This window comes from Nonomuraea sp. NPDC049725 (genome assembly GCF_040674795.1).
Classification (GTDB): Bacteria; Actinomycetota; Actinomycetes; order Streptosporangiales; family Streptosporangiaceae; genus Nonomuraea; species Nonomuraea ceibae.
In genome coordinates this window covers 266,856-284,150 of the sequence record NZ_JBFANJ010000007.1, presented here as the reverse complement: position 1 = coordinate 284,150, position 17,295 = coordinate 266,856, and the positions used below count along the sequence as shown (strand labels likewise).

Genomic DNA, 17,295 nt, shown 5'->3' with positions numbered 1-17,295 from the left:
GGGGGATCCTTTCTCTGTCACCGCGCGAGGGGTCCGGCGGCTTTGACGTGTACGCGCACGGCGGGTTCGGCGAGGTAGCTCAGCGGCACCTCCAGCAGGTCGACGATCTCGACCCCGGCCGGATCCGCGCCCGCGGCGACGGCTCGGGCAGCCGCCTCCTCTTTAACCCTTTCGATAGCCTCTGCCCGGCTTTCGTGCGCAGGCATGATCGTATCGACTCTGCCGCTCGCCAGGGCGATGGCGGCGCCGACGGCGTTGGCGACCTCGGCGTGCTCGGGCCTGATCACCCGGCTCACGCCCGGGAGGTCGGCGGGCAGCAGGAACGCGCCGCCCCCGACGACGACCAGCGGCCGGCCCGCCCGGCCGAGCGCCATCCGGTCCACCGCGTCCGCGGCCGCCGCGTCGGCGAGCGCGAGCGCGGCGCGCAGCTCCGCGAGATCGGCGCCGGACGCCGCCAGCCGGTCCGCCCAGCCCGCCGGCCCCTCGGGCAGGCGGCCCGCGGCCACGGCGGCGTCCGTGAGCGTCGGGGTCCGGCCGCCGAACACCAGCGCCTCCTCGGCGATCCGGTAGCCGACCGAGTCCGGCCCCACGGCCCGGCCGCGCACCACCGTCCCGCCGCCGAGCGCGATCGCCAGGATGTCCGGCATGCGGAAGTTGGTGAGCACGCCGCCGATCTCCACGGCCGCCGCCGACTCGCGCGGGAACCCGCCGGCCAGCACCCCGAGGTCCGTCGACGTGCCGCCCACGTCCGCCACGATCGCGTCCGGCACCCCCGACAGGAACGCGGCCCCGCGCAGCGAGTTGGCCGGCCCGGAGCCGATGGTCGACACCGGCAGCCGCGCCGCCTGCTCGACCGTCATCAGCGTGCCGTCGTTCTGCGCCAGGTACGGCAGCGCGTCCAGGCCGCGCTCGGCCAGCGTCGCGGTGAGCGCCCCGGTCACCTGCGCGGCCACCCGGTACAGCGCCGCGTTCAGCACGGTCGCGTTCTCGCGCTCCAGCAGCCCCAGCGAGCCGATCTCGTGGCTCGCCGACACCGGCAGCCCGTACTCGGCCTCGACCAGCTCCCGCACGGCCAGCTCGTGCCCGGCGCTCGACGGGCTGAACACCCCGGTGACCGCCACCGCGTCGGCGTCCGTCCCGTCCAGGAACCGCCGGATCGCGTCCAGGTCCAGCCGCCCGATCTCCCGGCCGTCCACGTAGTGCCCGCCCGGCACCACCGCCTCGCCCGCCGACACGACCTCGCGCAGCTCATCCGGCCAGTCCGACAGCGGCGGCACCGACGTGGTCGCGGGCGCCCCCAGCCGCAGCACGGCCACCCGGCCCAGGTCACGACGCTCCAGGATCGCGTTCGTGGCGTGCGTGGTGCCCAGCATGACCCGGCCGATCCGCTTCCTCGCGTACGGGTCCAGCCCGGCGAGCACGGCGTCCAGGGCGGCGCGCAGGCCCTCGGTCACGTCCCGGCTCGTGGGCCGCTTGGCCTTGGCGATCACCCGGTCGGAGCCGTCCAGCACGACGGCGTCGGTGTTCGTGCCGCCGACGTCGACCCCGACACGCAAGTCAGCCATGCTGCGTCTCCAGTTCTTCGACGGGCACGTACTCCAGGTCGTGGCCGAACGCCCGAGGCCCGGCCGTCTCCAGCCCCCTGGGGGTGCGCCACAGCGGGTCGCATGGCCAGGCGAGCACCGCCACGCGCTGGCCGTAACGCAGGCCCTCGGTCTGCACGGCGGCGGCCGTCTCGGTGTCGGCCACCGTGATCAGGTCCGGCACCATGGCCCTGACCCGGCCGTCCTCGACCGCCACCAGGTTCTCGTTCTGCAGCTCCAGCGTGAGCGTGCGGCCCCGGTCGCCGCCGGTGCCCTCGATCGTGGCCGTGCCCCTGACGAACCCGCCGCTGGTGCGCCGCTCGACGTCGGTGAGCTTGCCGGTGATCAGCCGGACCGCGCCCAGCTCGCTCCGCAGCGCCTCCAGCGGGTCGGCGGCGCCCTCGGTGGCCCGGCCGATCTTCAGCGCCCGCGTCACCGTGCCCTCGATCACCGCCCCGCGCGCCCGCCCGGCCGTGATCACGTAGTCGGCCATCAGCGCGTGCGACCCGGCGGCCACGCACACCGCCCGCGCCAGCCGCTCCGACCACAGCCCGTCCACCGGGCGGATCGTCACCACGTTGCCCGCGACGTCCGCCATGACCACCAGGTCGGCCGGCAGCCCCGCCACGTACATGGACACCATCTGGACCTCGGGGAACGCCCGGCCCATCCCGTCGGCGTCGAGCAGCGGCAGGCCGAGCTGCGCCGCCCACGCCACGGGGGCGACGCCGTTCGCGCCGCCGATCTCGGACGACATCACCGCCGCCGGAGGGCGGCCGAAGATCCGCTCGACCTCCTCGGCGATGCGCCTGGGCTCGTCCTCGCCGTGGATCATCTCGTGGCTGACGGTCGGCGCGCCGATGCCCGACAGCGGGACGATCAGCGCGTCCTCCGGCAGCTCGGCGAGCCGTACCAGCGGGACGGGGCCGTACGTCCTGATGGCCCGCCGCGCGGCCAGCGCCCCGGTCCGCACGTCACCGCCGCCACCGGTGCCCAGGACCGCACATCCCCGCGCAAGAGCGGAAATATCATCTTCAACGATGTCCATATGGCGACACAACCAAGCACATACGGGGTGATCGCGCCAGCCGGTTACTCCTCTCGTCGCTGATTCCGTTGTCTGATAGAGCTGAACACGTTGCCTGAAACCTGACCCCCGGAAGGAGCGCCATGCGGATCGCGGTGGCCGCCGACAGCCTCGACGGGATCGCCGAGCGGGTGGTGACGGCGCTGCGCGAGCGCGGTCACGAGGTCGTCCCGCACGGCGCGCTCAACGACGGCGAGCGCGCCGACTGGGCCTGGGCCTGCGAGGCGGCGGCCCGCGACGTCGCCGAGGGCCGCGCCGACCAGGCGGTGGTGTGCTGCTGGACCGGCACCGGCGCGTCGATCGCGGCCAACAAGGTGCCCGGCGTCCGCGCCGCCCTCTGCGCCGACGCCTACACCGCGGGCGGCGCCCGCACCTGGAACGACGCCAACGTGCTCGCCCTCAGCCTCCGCCTCACCTCCGCCGTGGTGCTCGACGAGATCCTCGACGCCTGGTTCGCGAGCAGGCCGAGCGCCGATGCCGTCGATCAGGCGAACATCTCTCATCTCGCCGAGATCCCGATATCGTCGGGCAATGGCTGACTTCCGGTGCACCCACTGCGGCGCGACAGGGCTGCAGACAGGCTTCGTCATGGACAGCGGGCAGTACTCCCAGGGCTTCGCCAACTGGGTGGAAGGCGCTCTGGAGCGCGGCGTCTTCGGCGGGGCCAAGCTGTCCGGCCGCCCGAGGTGGGAGATCGACGCCTACCGTTGCCCCCGCTGCTTCCACCTCGAACTCTTCGCCGGCCGCCCCGCCTGACCGCGCCGAATCGTCGGTGCGGCGCTTTAGGGTGCAGGCATGACGGACGTCCTCCTGCGCGACGGCCGCCCGCGGGTGCTCGGCGGGCCGGCCGCCGACCCGCCCCGCGACCTGCGGCCCGGCGGGGAGGCGGCCGTTCACCCTCGGCGCACCCTGGTCATGGAAGACGGCGTCGTCCTGCACAATTGACCGGCGGGACCATCGAAAGGCAGGCAAGTGCTCTCTATTCACCAGCGGATCGCGGAAGAGCTCGGCGCGCGCGAGGGGCAGGTGCGGGCGGCGATCGAGCTGCTCGACGGCGGCGCGACCGTGCCGTTCATCGCGCGATACCGCAAGGAGGCCACGGGCGCCCTCGACGACGCCCAGCTGCGCACGCTCGAGGAGCGGCTGCGCTACCTGCGCGAGCTCGAAGAGCGCAGGACGGCGATCCTGGAGTCGATCGAGTCTCAGGGCAAGCTCGACGACGACCTGCGCGCCCAGGTCATGGCGGCCGAGACCAAGGCCCGCCTGGAGGACATCTACCTCCCCTACAAGCCCAAGCGGCGCACCAAGGCCCAGATCGCCCGCGAGCTCGGGCTGGAGCCGCTGGCCGACAAGCTGCTGGGCGACCCGGCGCTCGACCCGGCCCAGCTCGCGGAGTCGTTCGTCACCGAGGGCGTCGCCGATGCCGCGGCGGCGCTCGAAGGCGCCAGGGCGATCCTGATCGAGCGCTTCGCCGAGGACGCCGACCTCATCGGCGGCCTGCGCGAGCAGCTGTGGAGCCGCGGCCGGCTGGTCTCCAAGGTGCGCGAGGGACAGGAGGAGGCGGGGGCCAAGTTCTCCGACTACTTCGAGTTCGGCGAGCCGTTCACCAAGCTGCCCTCGCACCGGATCCTGGCGATGTTCCGGGGCGAGAAGGAAGAAGTGCTCACGGTCACGCTGGAGCCCGAGGAGACCGCCGCCTACGAGCTGCGCATCGCCGGCCACTTCGGCATCGCCGACCGGGGCCGTCCGGCCGACAAGTGGCTGACCGAGACGGTCCGCTGGGCCTGGCGCACCCGCATCCTCGTCCACCTGGGCATCGACCTGCGCATGCGGCTCTGGCAGGCGGCCGAGGACGAGGCCGTGCGTGTGTTCGCCGCCAACCTGCGCGACCTGCTGCTGGCCGCCCCGGCCGGCACCCGCGCCACGATGGGCCTCGACCCGGGCCTGCGCACCGGCGTCAAGGTGGCCGTGGTCGACGCCACCGGCAAGGTCGTCGAGACCACCACCATCTACCCGCACGAGCCGAAGAAGCAGTGGGACCAGTCGCTGGCCGTGCTCGGCGCCCTCGTGCAGAAGCACGGCGTCGAGCTGATCGCCATCGGCAACGGCACCGCCTCCCGCGAGACCGACAAGCTGGCGGGCGAGCTGGTCAAGCTCATGCCGTCGGTCACCAAGATCGTGGTGTCGGAGGCGGGCGCGTCCGTCTACTCCGCCTCCGCCTACGCCTCGCAGGAGCTGCCCGAGCTCGACGTGTCGCTGCGCGGCGCGGTCTCCATCGCCCGCCGGCTGCAGGACCCGCTCGCCGAGCTGGTCAAGATCGACCCCAAGTCGATCGGCGTCGGCCAGTATCAGCACGACCTGGCCGAGACCAAGCTGTCCCGGTCGCTCGACGCCGTCGTCGAAGACTGTGTCAACGCGGTCGGCGTCGACGTCAACACCGCCTCGGCCCCGCTGCTCACCCGCGTGTCGGGCATCGGCGCCACGCTGGCCGAGAGCATCGTGCGCCACCGCGACGCCAACGGGCCGTTCAAGACCCGCACCGCGCTCAAGGACGTCGCCCGGCTCGGCCCCAAGGCGTTCGAGCAGTGCGCGGGCTTCCTGCGCATCCCCGGCGGCGACGACCCGCTCGACGCCTCCAGCGTGCACCCCGAGGCCTACCCGGTGGTCCGGCGCATCCTCAGCTCGGCGGGCGCCGACCTCAAGTCGCTGATCGGCAACACGTCGGCGCTGCAGGCCCTGAAGCCCGAGGAGTTCACCGACGACACCTTCGGCCTCCCGACCGTCACCGACATCCTGCGCGAGCTGGAGAAGCCCGGCCGCGACCCGCGTCCGGCCTTCAAGACGGCGACGTTCAAGGAGGGCGTGGAGAAGCTGTCCGACCTGGAGCCGGGCATGATCCTGGAGGGCGTGGTCACGAACGTCGCGGCGTTCGGCGCGTTCGTGGACGTCGGCGTCCACCAGGACGGGCTGGTCCACGTCTCGGCCATGTCCCACAATTTCGTGAAGGATCCCCGCGAGGTGGCCAAGCCGGGCGACATCGTCCGCGTCAAGGTCCTCGACGTCGACATCCCGCGCAAGCGCATCAGCCTGACCCTCCGCCTCGACGACGAGCTCCCCACGGCCACCGGCGCCGACGGCCGCCGCAACGGCCGCCGCTCCGACGCGGACGCCTCCGCCTCCGACAACGGCAACGGCAACGGCGCGGCCGGTGGCGGCACCGGCGGCCGCGGGGAAGGCCGCTCCCGCGGCCGGGGCGACGGCGCCCAGCGTGGCCGCGGCGGCGACGGCCAGCGCGGCGACGGCAACCGCGGCGGCCGAGGCAACAACGGCAACGGCGGCCGTGACGGTGGTCGCGGCGACGGCGGCCGGGGTGACGGTGCCCGAGGTAACGGTGGGCGGGGCGACGGTGGCCGTGGCGACAACGGTCGCGGCGACGGCGGCCAGCGCGGACGTGACGGACAGCGCGGTCGCGGCGACGGCAACCGTGGCGGCCAGCGCCGCCAGGACCGCCCGCAGCCGATGGGCGCCATGGCCGAAGCCCTCCGCAAGGCCGGCCTCGGCGGCGACACCACCCGCTGACCCCAGGGCCCGCCGTTCCCTCCACCGGCTCGGAACGGCGGGCTCCCGGGATGATCGCCCTCAGCGGAAGGCCGTACGCCCTGTCGTGGAGGTGCGGGGCGATACGGTCGAGGGGTGAGCACCACAGCGTTCGACACCACGATCAACCAGGCTCGCGACCTGCTCAGGTGGCGTTCGCCGCTGCGCACCGAGTTGTGGGCGGCCCGGCTCACCGCCGACCTGGAGGCGGCCGGGGACGACCGGCTCCTCGCCCAGCTCGTACGCGACGACCGCCCCGAAGCCCGCCTCACCCTCGCCGCCCTGGCGGCCCTCCACCCCACCGAGGACCAGGCCGCCGCACCGCCACCGGACACCGCCGAAGGCGAGACCGCAGACGGCGACGACGCACCCACTGACTCCCCCGCCGACACCTCCGTCGTCGCGCCGTACCGGCAGGCCGGGGTCGAGGCGACGGGGTCGCTGGCCGGCTGGGTGGCGCGGATGGGGCAGGTCACCTGCGACGGCGCATGGTACGGCCCGGCAGATCGCTACGGCGAGCAGACCCTGGCCGCGCTCGCCTTCCGCTACACCGACGGCAAGGAGCCGCACCTGCTCGTGGTGGCCATCGACCAGGTGCACGGCGGGCTGGCCGTCGACGCGGTCGTGGAGGAGCCGAAGTTCCTCGACGACCTCGACCTCGCCCCCACCGATCCGGGGGTCGTGGCCGGGCGGATCCTCGACGCGTTCGAGGTGACGGACCTGGTGCTGGGGGCGGAGGTCGCGGAGACGCTGCCCGCCGTCCGCCCGCTAGCGCTGTCACGCGCCCGCGCCGTCCCCGACCCGGTACGCCACCCGGCCGACGACCTGATCACCCGATTCCACGATCTTCCGGATGTGCCCGGGGCTCGGGAGGCGTTCGAGAAGCTCGTCGAGTTCCTGGGGGATCGGCCGTTGTGGTGGAGCCCGGCCAGGGTGACGCGGTTCCTCACCTCGTGGCTTCCCCGTGAGGCGATCCTGTCCGACGCGGCCGTCGCGGCGATGCCCGACGTCGTACGCGCCTGGACCCGCCACCACGGCGACCACCCGGAGATCCTGCGCCGCATCGACGAGGACGCCCCGCACCTGCCGGCGCTCATGGCCGACGACTCCCTCGCGAGCCTCGGCAAGCGCATCGCCCAGCAACACCACCCCTGAGCCCCCGCCTTCTCTCGGACACCTGCCCGGGAACGGACGCTCCCCTCCCGAAGGAAACGACCGGCCCACCCCACCCCACCGGAAAGGGGCGGACGACGGACCCCTCTCCCCGGAGGGACGGCGGGCCGACCCGACCGGAAGCCCACTCCCCGGAGGGACGGCGGGCCGGGCCCTCCCGGACGCCCCCCTCCGGAGCGGCGGACGTCCTACCCGGCGGGGCGCCCCCTCCTCCAGAGAAGCGGGGAGCCGGTCGGGCCGGATGCCCCCTCCCCCTGAGGGGCGGACGGCCGGTTCGAGCGGACGCCCCGCTCCCGGGAGAGGGCGGACGGCCGGACCGGCCGTCGCCCGGCCGCACGAAGGGGTGGTCGGGTCGTCGTACGCGGGCCTCGTAAGGGGTGGGCGTCGTGCCGAGCCCCTCACGCGAACCCGGGCGCGGGTGGTGGCCGGGATGGTGGGCTCTGCGCATGGCGCGGGGACGGCTATGCTGCGCAGTGACGTTTACGCTGCCCCCGCTCGGGCGTTGCACAGGGAGATTGATTCTGCATGTACAAGGAGTTCGCCGCCGAGGCTGTCGTCTGGGTCGTGCCGATCGTGGTGCTCATCGGTCTCGCCCTGATGATCACCGCCTGACGACGCAGCAGGGTCAGCGGTAATACTCGTAGTGCACGACGGTGTTGACCTGCTTGTCGAAGCGGATCTCACCGTCGAGCCAGCGGTTCCACATCTTCGACAGCGATCTGGTCCGGACGGTGCATCCGCCCCACCGGACGCCCTTGGGTCGGATCTGGCCGACGTAGTCGTGGCAGGATCCGACCTTACGGTTGTTGACCTTGAGGCGGGCGTTCACGCTCACCGAGTAGAGGCGCTTGCTGGATGTGTTGGTGATGCGGACCTTGATGCGGCAGGTGTTCTTGCACCGGCCGAAGTAGATCTTGTAGCGGATGAGGTGCGGTTTCGCCGCGACGGCGGCCGCGGCCTCGGTGACGGACGCGACGGCGGCGGTCCGCGTTGCAGCGGCCCGCGTGGCAGCGGCTTCGGCGGGTGGGACGAGCACTCCCGCGGCGGCCGTGGCGATTAAGAGCGCGCCGGCAAGACTTCTGATCATGTTGCCCCCATGGCGAACCGGTTCGGCCGCCTCCCCCAGTTGAAGGCGGCATCTCCATTGACCACCGGCAGCCGGGCGACATCAAGGAGCGGGACGGTTACGAAGCCCAGGCGAGCAGCGGCCCGTCCTTGCTGAGCCGCTTGAGCGCCTGCTTCTCCAGTTGGCGGATCCGCTCCCGGGTCAGCCCCATTTGTCGCGCAATATCGCTATAAGTCCAAACCTCTTCCCCGGCGAGCCCGTACCGGAGTCTGAGGATCACCGCCTCCCTCGGCGGCAGCGACGTGATCACCTCGTTCACCGAGACGCTCAGCGCCCGCCGTTCGGCCAGCTCCTGCACCTGCGGCCCGTCCTCGTCGGCGAGCAGGTCGCCGATGCTGCTCTCGCCGTTCTCGCCGACGGGCGTGTCCAGGCTGACCGGGTCCCTGGCGAGCCCGCGCAGCCCCGCCACCTGCTCCGGCGTGCGCCCGGCGGCCTCGGCCAGCTCGTCGTCGCCGGGCGTGCGGCCGAGCGAGGCGGCGAGCGCGCGTTCGGCCCGCAGCAGCCGCGCCAGCTCCTCCGCCACGTGGACGGGCAGCCGTACGGTGCGGCTCTTGTCGTGGATGCCCCGTTCGATCGCCTGGCGGATCCACCACATCGCGTACGTGGAGAACTTGTAGCCGCGCCGGTAGTCGAACTTCTCCACCGCCCTGATCAGCCCGAGGTTGCCCTCCTGGATGACGTCGACGAGCGGCAGCCCGCGGTGGGCGTAGCGTCGGGCGGCGGCGACCACCAGCCGGAGGTTGGACCCGATGAGCAGGTCCTTGGCACGCTGCCCGTCGCGGCGGACGAGGTCGAGCTCGGCGGTGCCCGCGCCGGAGGCGATGAGATGCCCGGCGTACAGCCCGGCTTCGATCCGCTGGGCCAGCTCCACTTCGTCCGCGGCGGTGAGCAAGGGGGTCGTGCCGATCTGCTTCAGGTAAAGGCCGAGCAGATCGGGCTCTTGGACCGGCATGCCGAGGCGACTACCCGGTAAACGGCGGTGAATTCCCGTCTTCGCTGAGTTCGGCGATGGCGAGCTCGGCGGTGGTGCGGATGTCGAAGAACTTGTCGAGCGCGGTGATCGCGAACAGGTGCTTGCACCTGCCGTTGAGCCCGGACAGCAGCAGCCGCCCGCCGGAGGCGGTGACGGCCTTGTGCAGGTAGACCAGGACAGACAGGCCCGAGGAGTCGCAGACCGCGACGGCCTGCATGTCGATGACGAGCATCGGCGGCTGGGTCAGGTCGAGCGCCTTGGTGACGCGATCACGGACCTCGGCCGCGGAGCCGAAATCGAAGTCGCCGGTCAGCCTTGCGATGACACACGGCCCCTGAAGCCCGAGGCTGATCGACAAGGCCTGGTCCGAAGTCACCCAGTTCCACCTACCTGCGTTGCTCTTACCTTCCCCCCACTTTACGAGAACAGTTGACGGGGGTTGAACACCAGCATCCGTTCTATCTGCTCGCCGGTCACACCAGACTCCGTCAGCGCGGCCAGCACGTCGTCGTGGATGTGATCGTATCTCCAGTTGGGCGCCAGGGCGTCGCGGGTCTCGTCCCACGCCTCGGGAAAGTAGTCGTTGAAGCAGGCGGCGTCGTGACTGAGCACCATCCGGTCGGCGTAGCCGCGGCGGCACAGCGCGGCGATCGTGGCCACGCGCTGCGCCGTCGGGTTGTAGAGGTCGAGCCCGAACCGGTCCATGCCGAGCGTGGCGCCGGTGTCGGCCAGCTTCATCAAGTAATCCAAATCGTTACTGTCACCGGCGTGGCCGACCACGACCTTGGCCAGGTTCACGCCCTCCTTGGCGAACAGGTCGAGCGCCGGGAGCCCGCTCTGGGTGAACGAGTTCGTGTGGACGGTGATCGGCGCGCCTGTGCGCAGGTGGGCCTGGGCGACGGCGCGGCAGACCCGCTCGACGCCGGGCGTCAGGCCCTTGTGCTCGACGACGCACTTGAGGAACGCCGCCTTGACGCCCGTGTCGGCGATGCCTTCGGTCAGGTCGCGGACGAAGTCCTCGATCATCGGGTCCGGCATGTCGATGAGCAGCCCCGGCCCCCGGTGTTCGTACTGGTGGGGCAGTTCGTCGAAGGTGTAGAGGCCGGTGGCGACGATGATGTGCAGATCGGGCACTTCAGCCGCTATGCGCTGGATGCGGGGGATGTAGCGCCCGAGCCCCCACACCGTGGGGTCGACGATCGTCCTGACCCCTTTGGCCGCCACCGCGTTGAGCTTCGTGATCGCGTCGGCGACCCGGAACTCCTCGTCCCACCAGGCGCCTTTGCCGTAGTTGTCCAGGTGCTCGGTGGAGGTGACGAACACGTGCTCGTGCATGAGCGTCTGGCCGAGCCGGTCGACCTCGACGGGCCCGCGGACGGTGCTGACTGTGGTCATGGGGGCCTCCGTGCCTGCTGGGCCGACCGCGCCAATGTAAAGCCGCCTCACATGCACGTCAACGTACGCGCCCGGCAATCCCCGCAGCGAGCGCCCGGCGCGGGTCACCTGGCCAGCGCGAGCTCCAGCAGGCGGCGCAGGTCGGCGACGGGCTGGACGCCGGGGACCGGCGGGCCGCCGTCGATCACCAGGGTCGGGACGCCCGTGATGCCCCGCTCGGCCGCGCTGCGCCGGTCGGCGCGTACGTCGTCGGCGTGCGCGTCGCCGGTCAGCACCACGTCGACCTCGCCGGCGTCCAGGCCCGCCTCCGCGCCGAGGCGGCGCAGCACGTCCGGGTCGGCCACGTTCAGGCCCTCGGTGTGGTAGGCGCGCAGCAGCCGTTCCATCATCTCGGCGGCCAGCCCGTGCCGGGCGGCGAGGAGGTTGAGCCGGTGCGCGTCGAACGTGCTCACCGGCCTGGCCAGCCCCAGGTTGAGCTCCAGGCCCTCGGCCGCGCCCAGGGCCTGGATGTGCGCGACCCTGGCCGGCGCCTGGTCGCCCCACCATTCGCTCATCGCCTCGGCGGCGGTCGGGCCGGGGACGCGGCCCTGCTCCGGCGCCAGCTCGTAGGCGCGCCAGACGAGCTCGACGGACTCCCGGCCGGCGACCGCCTCCAGGGCGGCCGTCAGCCGCCTCTTGCCGATGTAGCACCACGGACAGAGCACATCGGCGTAGATTTCCACCTTCATGCGCCCGATCCTGCAACCTCAACCACGGTTGGGGTCAACCTCGCTCAGCTGAACCCGGCCAGCTTGTAGAGGACGAGCGACCCGGCGACGGCCACGTTCAGGCTCGCGCCGGTGCCGATCATGGGGATCTCGACGACCAGGTCGAGCAGGTCGAGTGCCTCGGGCGGGATGCCGTCGGCCTCGTGGCCGAGCACGACGACGGTCGGCTGCCTGGCCATGGGCAGGTCGGCCAGCCGGACGGCCTCCTCGGCCAGCTCGACGCCGACGACCTGCTCGCCCCGCTCGCGGCGTTCGGCGAGCCAGCGCAGCGGCCGCACCCAGTGGACGCAGGCCCCGGCGCGCAGCGTGTTGCCCTTGGCCAGCGCCTCCGGCACCCACGGCAGCCGGGGCACGGCCAGGCACGCGCCGACGGCGTCGCAGGTGCGCAGCAGCGTGCCCAGATTGGCGGTGTGCATCGGCCACAGCGGCGCGACGGTCAGGTGCCCCAGGCACCGGGGTGGCCGTCGTCGCCGGGCGGACTTGAGGTCCTTGCTCGTACGGACCCTGACCCCGCTCATGCGCGCGGGCGGATCTCCTCCGCGGAGGTCTTCATGTGATGGGCGCTTTCAGCGGCACGCCCGAGCCATCGACGGGAGCCTCCAGCATAACCCCGCCGGACCCGCCCGGCCCAGGCGCGTCAGGGTGACGGCCGGCCCTGCCGGAGGCGGTGGCGTACGGCCCAGAGGACGGCGCCGGCCGCGAAGACGGCCAGGCCCGCGAGCACGGAGGCGAGCGGGAGGGTGGCGGCGAGCAGCAGGCACAGGGCCAGCCCGAGCACCGGCACGGCCTTCGGCGGCGCACCCTCGTCGCGGCGCAGGGTGAACGCGGAGGCGTTGGCGACGGCGTAGTAGACGAGCACGCCGAAGGAGGAGAACCCGATGGCCCCGCGCAGGTCGGCGACCAGCAGCAGGACGATCACCGCCGCCGCGACGGCGAGCTCGGCCCGGCGCGGCACCTGCGCTCCGGGGTGGACGGCGGCGAACACGCCGGGCAGGTCACGCTCCCTGGCCATCGCCAGGACCGTGCGCGACACCCCGAGCATGAGCGCGAGCAGCGCGCCGAGGGCCGCCACCGCCGCGCCGGCGACGACCACCGGCCGCATCCACTCCGCCCCGGCCGCGCTCACCACGTCGGCCAGCGGCGCGCCGGAGCCAGCCAGCCCCCACGCGGTCAGCGTGCCGAGCGCGGCCACCGCCACCAGGGCGTAGACGACGAACGTGACGGCCAGCGCGATGCCGATGGCACGCGGGATGGTCCGGGCGGGATCGCGCACCTCCTCCCCCAGCGTGGCGATCCGCGCATATCCGGCGAACGCGAAGAACAGCAGCCCGGCGCCCTGGAGCACTCCCCACAGCCCGGGGGCGGCCAGGCCGGCGGGCGCCCCGGCGGCCAGGGCCGTGACCTGGGAGGCGCCGGGTGTGCCGCCCGCGAAGGCCGCCAGCACCACCCCGGCCAGCACCAGCAGGACGAACGCCACCATCACCCGGGCCGCGGCGGCGGAGCGCTGCACCCCGAACAGGTTGAGCGCGGTGAGCACCACCACGGCGGCGATGGCCAGCGGGCGGGCGAGCGCGGGGGCCGCGTAGGCGCCGAAGGTGAGCGCCATCGCGGCGCAGGAGGCGGTCTTGCCGATCGTGAAGCCCCAGCCCGCGAGGTAGCCCCAGAACGGGCCGAGGCGACGCCTGCCGTAGACGTACGTGCCGCCGGACTCGGGGTAGAGCGCGGCCAGGCGCGCCGAGGAGGTCGCGTTGCAGTAGGCCACCAGGCCGGCCAGGGCGAGCGCGGCGAGCAGCCACGTGCCGGCCGCCCGCGCGGCGGGGGCGAAGGCCGCGAACACGCCGGCGCCCACCATGGCACTGAGCCCGACGACCACCGCGTCGCCGGTGCCCAACCTTCTCGCCAGCCCTGCGGCCACGCGCCCTCCTCGTTCCAGGAGGCAACTCTGCACCATCGGGCCGACACTTTCCCATCGGCCCGGGATACGCGGGGGAAATGGCGGGCGGCGTTTCGACGAGCGCCCCGGAGCCCAGCGGGTGTGGGTGGACGGTGGGCTCCGGGGACGATCAACCCCCGGACAGCGGACGGGGACGATCAGGCCCCGGACTCCGGTCCGGGGACGACGAGGACGGGGCGGCGGGAGTGGTGCAGGACGCGGTCGGAGGTGCTGCCCAGCAGGAGCGAGCGCACACCGCCGAGCCCCCGGGTGCCGGTGACGATCAGCTCGGCGTCCAGCTCGTCGGCCGTGTCGACGATCGTGGCCCAGACGGCCACGGCGTCGGAGGAGCAGCGCGGGGTGGCGTCCAGGCCGGCCTCGGTGGCGAGGGAGGCGCCGTGCTCGGCGAGCTCGCGCATGGCCTTGCCGATGGCCTCGTCCTCGGCGGCGGAGTTGTCGATCGTCATGATGAGCCCGGCGGACGCCCGGGCGGAGGTCATCGCCAGCCGCTCCCACACGGTCAGCACCACCGCGTGCCGCCCGGGGAACATCTTGCCGGCGAAGGCGATGGCGGCCTTGGCGTCGTCGGAGCCGTCGTAGGCGATCAGGATGGTCATGCCGGTACCTCCGTGCAAAGCAAAGTGTCAGGCTCCCCCTCTAACCGAGGGAGAGCCGTTCACTCCTGCTCAGGCAAGGGCTCAGGCAAGGGGGCGGGCGAGGGCGGGCACGCGGCGGGCGGCGGGGTTGAGCGCCGACATCCCGGCCAGGGCGAGGACGGCGAGCTCGGTGACGACCACGGTGCGCTGGATCAGCCCGGCGGGGAAGTCCTCGTTGGCCAGCGGGATGCCGAACATCCGGACCACGTACGGGATCACGACGGCGACCAGGGCGACCAGGGCGATGGTGCTGAGCACGCGGACGGCGCGGGCGTGGCGGACGCGGGCCCTGGCCAGCAGCAGTCCCGCGACGGGCATGACCAGGAAGGCGACGAAGGCGGCGTAGCGGTGGACGGCGCCCGACAGCGACAGCTCGACGCCTGGCGGGTCGGTCGGGAACGCGCCGATGAGGAACATGCTCGCGCCCCACACCAGCAGCAGGGCGACGACGCGGCGGTCCGCCCCGGCCCGGCGCACGGCCTCGGCGATCAGCGTCGAGCCCACGGCGAACAGGGTCAGCGACAGCGGCAGCAGCCAGCCGGCCGCCTGGAAGGCGTACTCGCTGATCACCGTGTGCATCGGGTCCAGCCCCGTCTCGGCGTGCAGGGTGAACATGGCGCCCGCGCCGGTGCCGATGGCCGTGAATCCGCTGACAAGCAAACCCTTCATGCCTACAAACGTGGCGGAATCCGGCTTCGCGGAGTATCGGAGATCACCCCCGGCGGGCCCTGAGGAATCCCCTACTACTTCGGTCTTAATACCCCTGTCAGGGGCATGATGACCTGCGGGGATACAGACCCTGGTAGGGATTGCCCCCTCAGGGGGAGTAGGGATTTGACTTGGAGCGCGCTCAAAGGGCGACCCTGGATGCATGAGCTGCTCAGGAAGGCCCGGAGGCGGTCGGGGAGCGGCCCTGGACCACACGATCGACATGTACAGGGGACACGGATGAACAGGCGCACACTCGGCACGGACGGCCCGGAGGTCTCGGCTCTGGGGCTGGGCTGCATGGGCATGTCGGAGTTCTACGGCAAGGGCGACGAGGCGGAGTCGATCTCGGTCATTCACCGCGCCCTCGACCTGGGCATGAATTTTCTGGACACCGCCGACATGTACGGCAGCGGGCACAACGAGGAGCTGGTGGGCCGGGCGATCAAGGGCCGCCGGGACGAGGTCGTGCTCGCCACCAAGTTCGGCGTGAACCGCGCCGGCGGCGCCCGCACGATCGAGAACAGCCCCGACTACATCCGGACGGCCTGCGACGCCTCGCTGCGCCGGCTCGGCGTCGACCACATCGACCTCTACTACATGCACCGCCGCAACCCGGACGTGCCCGTCGAGGACTCGGTCGGCGCGATGGCCGAGCTCGTCCAGCAGGGCAAGGTACGCCATCTCGGGCTGTCGGAGGTGAGCGCGGCGACGCTGCGCCGGGCGGCGGCCGTGCACCCGATCGCCGCGCTGCAGAGCGAGTACTCGCTGTTCACCCGGGGCCTGGAGGCGGAGATCCTGCCCACGGCCCGCGAGCTGGGCGTGGCGCTGGTCGCCTACTCGCCGATCAGCCGGGGCTTCCTCACCGGCGCCATGCCGCCGGCCGACGAGCTGCCCGACGACGACTTCCGCAAGTGGATGCCGCGCAACACGGGACAGAACGCCGAGCACAACGCCGCCATGGTCGCCGAGGTCACCAGGATCGCCGAGGCGGCCGGGGTGACGACGGCGCAGCTCGCGCTGGCCTGGGTGCTCGCCCAGGGGCGCGACGTGGTGCCGATCCCGGGCACCAAGCGGCTGCGCTACCTGGAGGAGAACGCGGCGGCCGCGGACATCGAGCTGACCGCCGAGCAGCTCGCCGCGCTGGAGCGGGCGGTGCCCGCCGACGCGGTGCGCGGCGACCGCTACGCCGACATGGCCTACCTGGAGTCCTGAGCGGGCACGGAGCGCCGTCCGGGCAGGTCGAAGTAGGCCCGGATGGCGGTGGCCCCGGCCCGGGTGTGCACGCGGACAAGGTCGCTCAGCAGGTTGACGATGAGCAGCCCGCGCGAGCCGGGCACGCGCGGGTCGACGGGGGCGCGCCCGGCCAGCGGGTCGGTGATGTGCCCGGCGTCGCTCACCTCGCAGACCAGCCGGCCGTCGGCGTGCCACACGCGGATCACGCCGGCGCCGCCGCCGTGGTCGAGGCTGTTGGCGCTGAGCTCGGCGACGACCAGCCGGATGTCGTCGAGCCGCTCGCCGGTGAACCCCAGCTTGTCGCCCACCTCACCGGCGAGCAGGCGGGCCGCCGCCAGGTTGTGGCGGTCGAAGCGGAGCGCGACGTGCTCGCCCGGCTCGTCGAGCGGGCGGTTGTGCCCGTCGACGACCGCCTGAGGAGCGTAGAGGTCGCTGACGCGCTCCCCCTCCTCGTCGAGCAGCACGGGGTGGGTGAGCTCGGCCTCGCGGATGACCTCGGGGTCGAGCCCGTCCAGGTCGTACGGGCACAGGATCGTGACCTGCCTGCCCCGGAACGCGTAGTTGATCAGCGCCTCGTGCTGGGCGCACGCCGGGTATTCGGTCGCGCTGCGCCCGGGCCAGATCGGCTCGCCGATGATGCGCACGTGCTCGCCGGGATGGCGGTCGGCGAAGTCGCGCAGCACGCCGGGGATGATCCGGCCGGGATTGCGCCCCGCCTTGAGCATGTCGAGCATGGTCACACGGGCGGCATCGGCGCCCAGCACGGCCTCGATCAGCTCGAGGTTACGCGCCGGAACGGCGACGGCCACGGGCTCGCCGGCGTCCAGGCCCTCGCGGATGAACCGGGTCGTGGCAGCAACGTATTCCCGATCGCCTCTGTAGAAGAGTGCCGGGTGCACGAACGGGTCTGCCAACATCGCCTTTCACGCTACCCGGCGTTGGGGTCATCAAGGCCGAGTGTTGGGTAGCTATTCAGTGTGAAGAGACTTCAGATCGTACAGCGGCCCCGGCCCCCTCGCCGCCCGCTCCCCCTCGATCTGCGTACCCCCGCAGGCCGTCCA

General features: G+C 72.7%; 18 protein-coding genes. 6 read left to right on the top strand and 12 right to left on the bottom strand.

What is annotated here, in order from left to right; translation table 11 throughout:
* Positions 1 to 17: 17 nt before the first annotated feature.
* Both AB0J53_RS20740 and AB0J53_RS20735 read right to left on the bottom strand, forming a co-directional pair.
* Complete coding sequence (locus AB0J53_RS20740) at positions 18 to 1,565, bottom strand: hydantoinase/oxoprolinase family protein (protein WP_364174479.1); 1,548 nt, start codon at positions 1,563 to 1,565, stop codon at positions 18 to 20.
* Positions 1,558 to 2,631: a DUF917 domain-containing protein gene (locus AB0J53_RS20735; RefSeq protein WP_364174477.1), complete on the bottom strand. Its 1,074-nt coding sequence runs from the start codon at positions 2,629 to 2,631 to the stop codon at positions 1,558 to 1,560. Before AB0J53_RS20735 ends, AB0J53_RS20740 begins: the two co-directional genes overlap by 8 nt.
* A gap of 122 nt (positions 2,632 to 2,753) precedes the next feature.
* On the opposite strand from AB0J53_RS20735, the gene AB0J53_RS20730 reads away from it, so the two are divergent.
* The 5 genes from AB0J53_RS20730 (at position 2,754) to AB0J53_RS20710 (ending at position 7,422) form a co-directional block, all read left to right on the top strand.
* Positions 2,754 to 3,209 carry an RpiB/LacA/LacB family sugar-phosphate isomerase gene (locus AB0J53_RS20730; RefSeq protein ID WP_364174474.1) on the top strand — a complete coding sequence of 152 codons (456 nt, stop codon included), beginning with the start codon at positions 2,754 to 2,756 and terminating at the stop codon, positions 3,207 to 3,209.
* Entirely contained in the window at positions 3,202 to 3,426 is a 225-nt protein-coding gene (locus AB0J53_RS20725; protein WP_219510217.1) for a hypothetical protein, read from the top strand. Before AB0J53_RS20730 ends, AB0J53_RS20725 begins: the two co-directional genes overlap by 8 nt.
* 39 nt (positions 3,427 to 3,465) lie before the next feature.
* Positions 3,466 to 3,615: a hypothetical protein gene (locus AB0J53_RS20720; RefSeq protein ID WP_364174471.1), complete on the top strand. Its 150-nt coding sequence runs from the start codon at positions 3,466 to 3,468 to the stop codon at positions 3,613 to 3,615.
* 27 nt (positions 3,616 to 3,642) lie between these two features.
* The gene (locus tag AB0J53_RS20715; RefSeq protein WP_364174468.1) at positions 3,643 to 6,249 is read left to right on the top strand and encodes a Tex family protein; all 2,607 of its coding nucleotides are present in this window, start codon (positions 3,643 to 3,645) and stop codon (positions 6,247 to 6,249) included.
* A gap of 114 nt (positions 6,250 to 6,363) precedes the next feature.
* Positions 6,364 to 7,422: a hypothetical protein gene (locus AB0J53_RS20710; protein ID WP_364174465.1), complete on the top strand. Its 1,059-nt coding sequence runs from the start codon at positions 6,364 to 6,366 to the stop codon at positions 7,420 to 7,422.
* Between the two features lie 643 nt (positions 7,423 to 8,065).
* On the opposite strand, the gene AB0J53_RS20705 is transcribed toward AB0J53_RS20710, so the two are convergent.
* The 9 genes from AB0J53_RS20705 to AB0J53_RS20665 form a co-directional block, all read right to left on the bottom strand.
* Positions 8,066 to 8,527, bottom strand: a complete 462-nt coding sequence (locus tag AB0J53_RS20705; protein ID WP_364174462.1) for a hypothetical protein — start codon at positions 8,525 to 8,527, stop codon at positions 8,066 to 8,068.
* 97 nt (positions 8,528 to 8,624) lie between these two features.
* Positions 8,625 to 9,518 carry a sigma-70 family RNA polymerase sigma factor gene (locus tag AB0J53_RS20700; protein WP_364174459.1) on the bottom strand — a complete coding sequence of 298 codons (894 nt, stop codon included), beginning with the start codon at positions 9,516 to 9,518 and terminating at the stop codon, positions 8,625 to 8,627.
* 10 nt (positions 9,519 to 9,528) lie between these two features.
* On the bottom strand, positions 9,529 to 9,915 hold the full coding sequence (locus tag AB0J53_RS20695) for an STAS domain-containing protein (RefSeq protein ID WP_219510221.1): 387 nt from the start codon (positions 9,913 to 9,915) through the stop codon (positions 9,529 to 9,531).
* Between the two features lie 41 nt (positions 9,916 to 9,956).
* Complete coding sequence (locus AB0J53_RS20690) at positions 9,957 to 10,934, bottom strand: phosphotriesterase-related protein (RefSeq protein WP_364174456.1); 978 nt, start codon at positions 10,932 to 10,934, stop codon at positions 9,957 to 9,959.
* A 104-nt stretch (positions 10,935 to 11,038) separates the two neighbouring features.
* Positions 11,039 to 11,662, bottom strand: coding sequence for a DsbA family oxidoreductase (locus AB0J53_RS20685; protein WP_364174453.1), 624 nt, complete (start codon positions 11,660 to 11,662; stop codon positions 11,039 to 11,041).
* Positions 11,663 to 11,706: 44 nt separating this feature from the next.
* Positions 11,707 to 12,219, bottom strand: coding sequence for a TrmH family RNA methyltransferase (locus AB0J53_RS20680; RefSeq protein ID WP_219510224.1), 513 nt, complete (start codon positions 12,217 to 12,219; stop codon positions 11,707 to 11,709).
* A 119-nt stretch (positions 12,220 to 12,338) separates the two neighbouring features.
* Positions 12,339 to 13,616: an APC family permease gene (locus AB0J53_RS20675; RefSeq protein ID WP_364174449.1), complete on the bottom strand. Its 1,278-nt coding sequence runs from the start codon at positions 13,614 to 13,616 to the stop codon at positions 12,339 to 12,341.
* Positions 13,617 to 13,792: 176 nt separating this feature from the next.
* Entirely contained in the window at positions 13,793 to 14,251 is a 459-nt protein-coding gene (locus tag AB0J53_RS20670; protein ID WP_219510226.1) for a universal stress protein, read from the bottom strand.
* Between the two features lie 81 nt (positions 14,252 to 14,332).
* Complete coding sequence (locus AB0J53_RS20665) at positions 14,333 to 14,959, bottom strand: DUF998 domain-containing protein (RefSeq protein WP_364174446.1); 627 nt, start codon at positions 14,957 to 14,959, stop codon at positions 14,333 to 14,335.
* 279 nt (positions 14,960 to 15,238) lie between these two features.
* Here AB0J53_RS20665 and AB0J53_RS20660 point away from each other — a divergent pair, with 279 nt between their 5' ends.
* Positions 15,239 to 16,213 (top strand): aldo/keto reductase, encoded by a 975-nt coding sequence (locus AB0J53_RS20660; RefSeq protein ID WP_364174443.1) that lies wholly within the window; start codon positions 15,239 to 15,241, stop codon positions 16,211 to 16,213.
* Here AB0J53_RS20660 and AB0J53_RS20655 read toward each other — a convergent pair.
* Positions 16,198 to 17,151, bottom strand: a complete 954-nt coding sequence (locus tag AB0J53_RS20655) for an anti-sigma factor RsbA family regulatory protein (RefSeq protein WP_364174440.1) — start codon at positions 17,149 to 17,151, stop codon at positions 16,198 to 16,200. The genes AB0J53_RS20660 and AB0J53_RS20655 overlap by 16 nt on opposite strands.
* Positions 17,152 to 17,295: the final 144 nt, after the last annotated feature.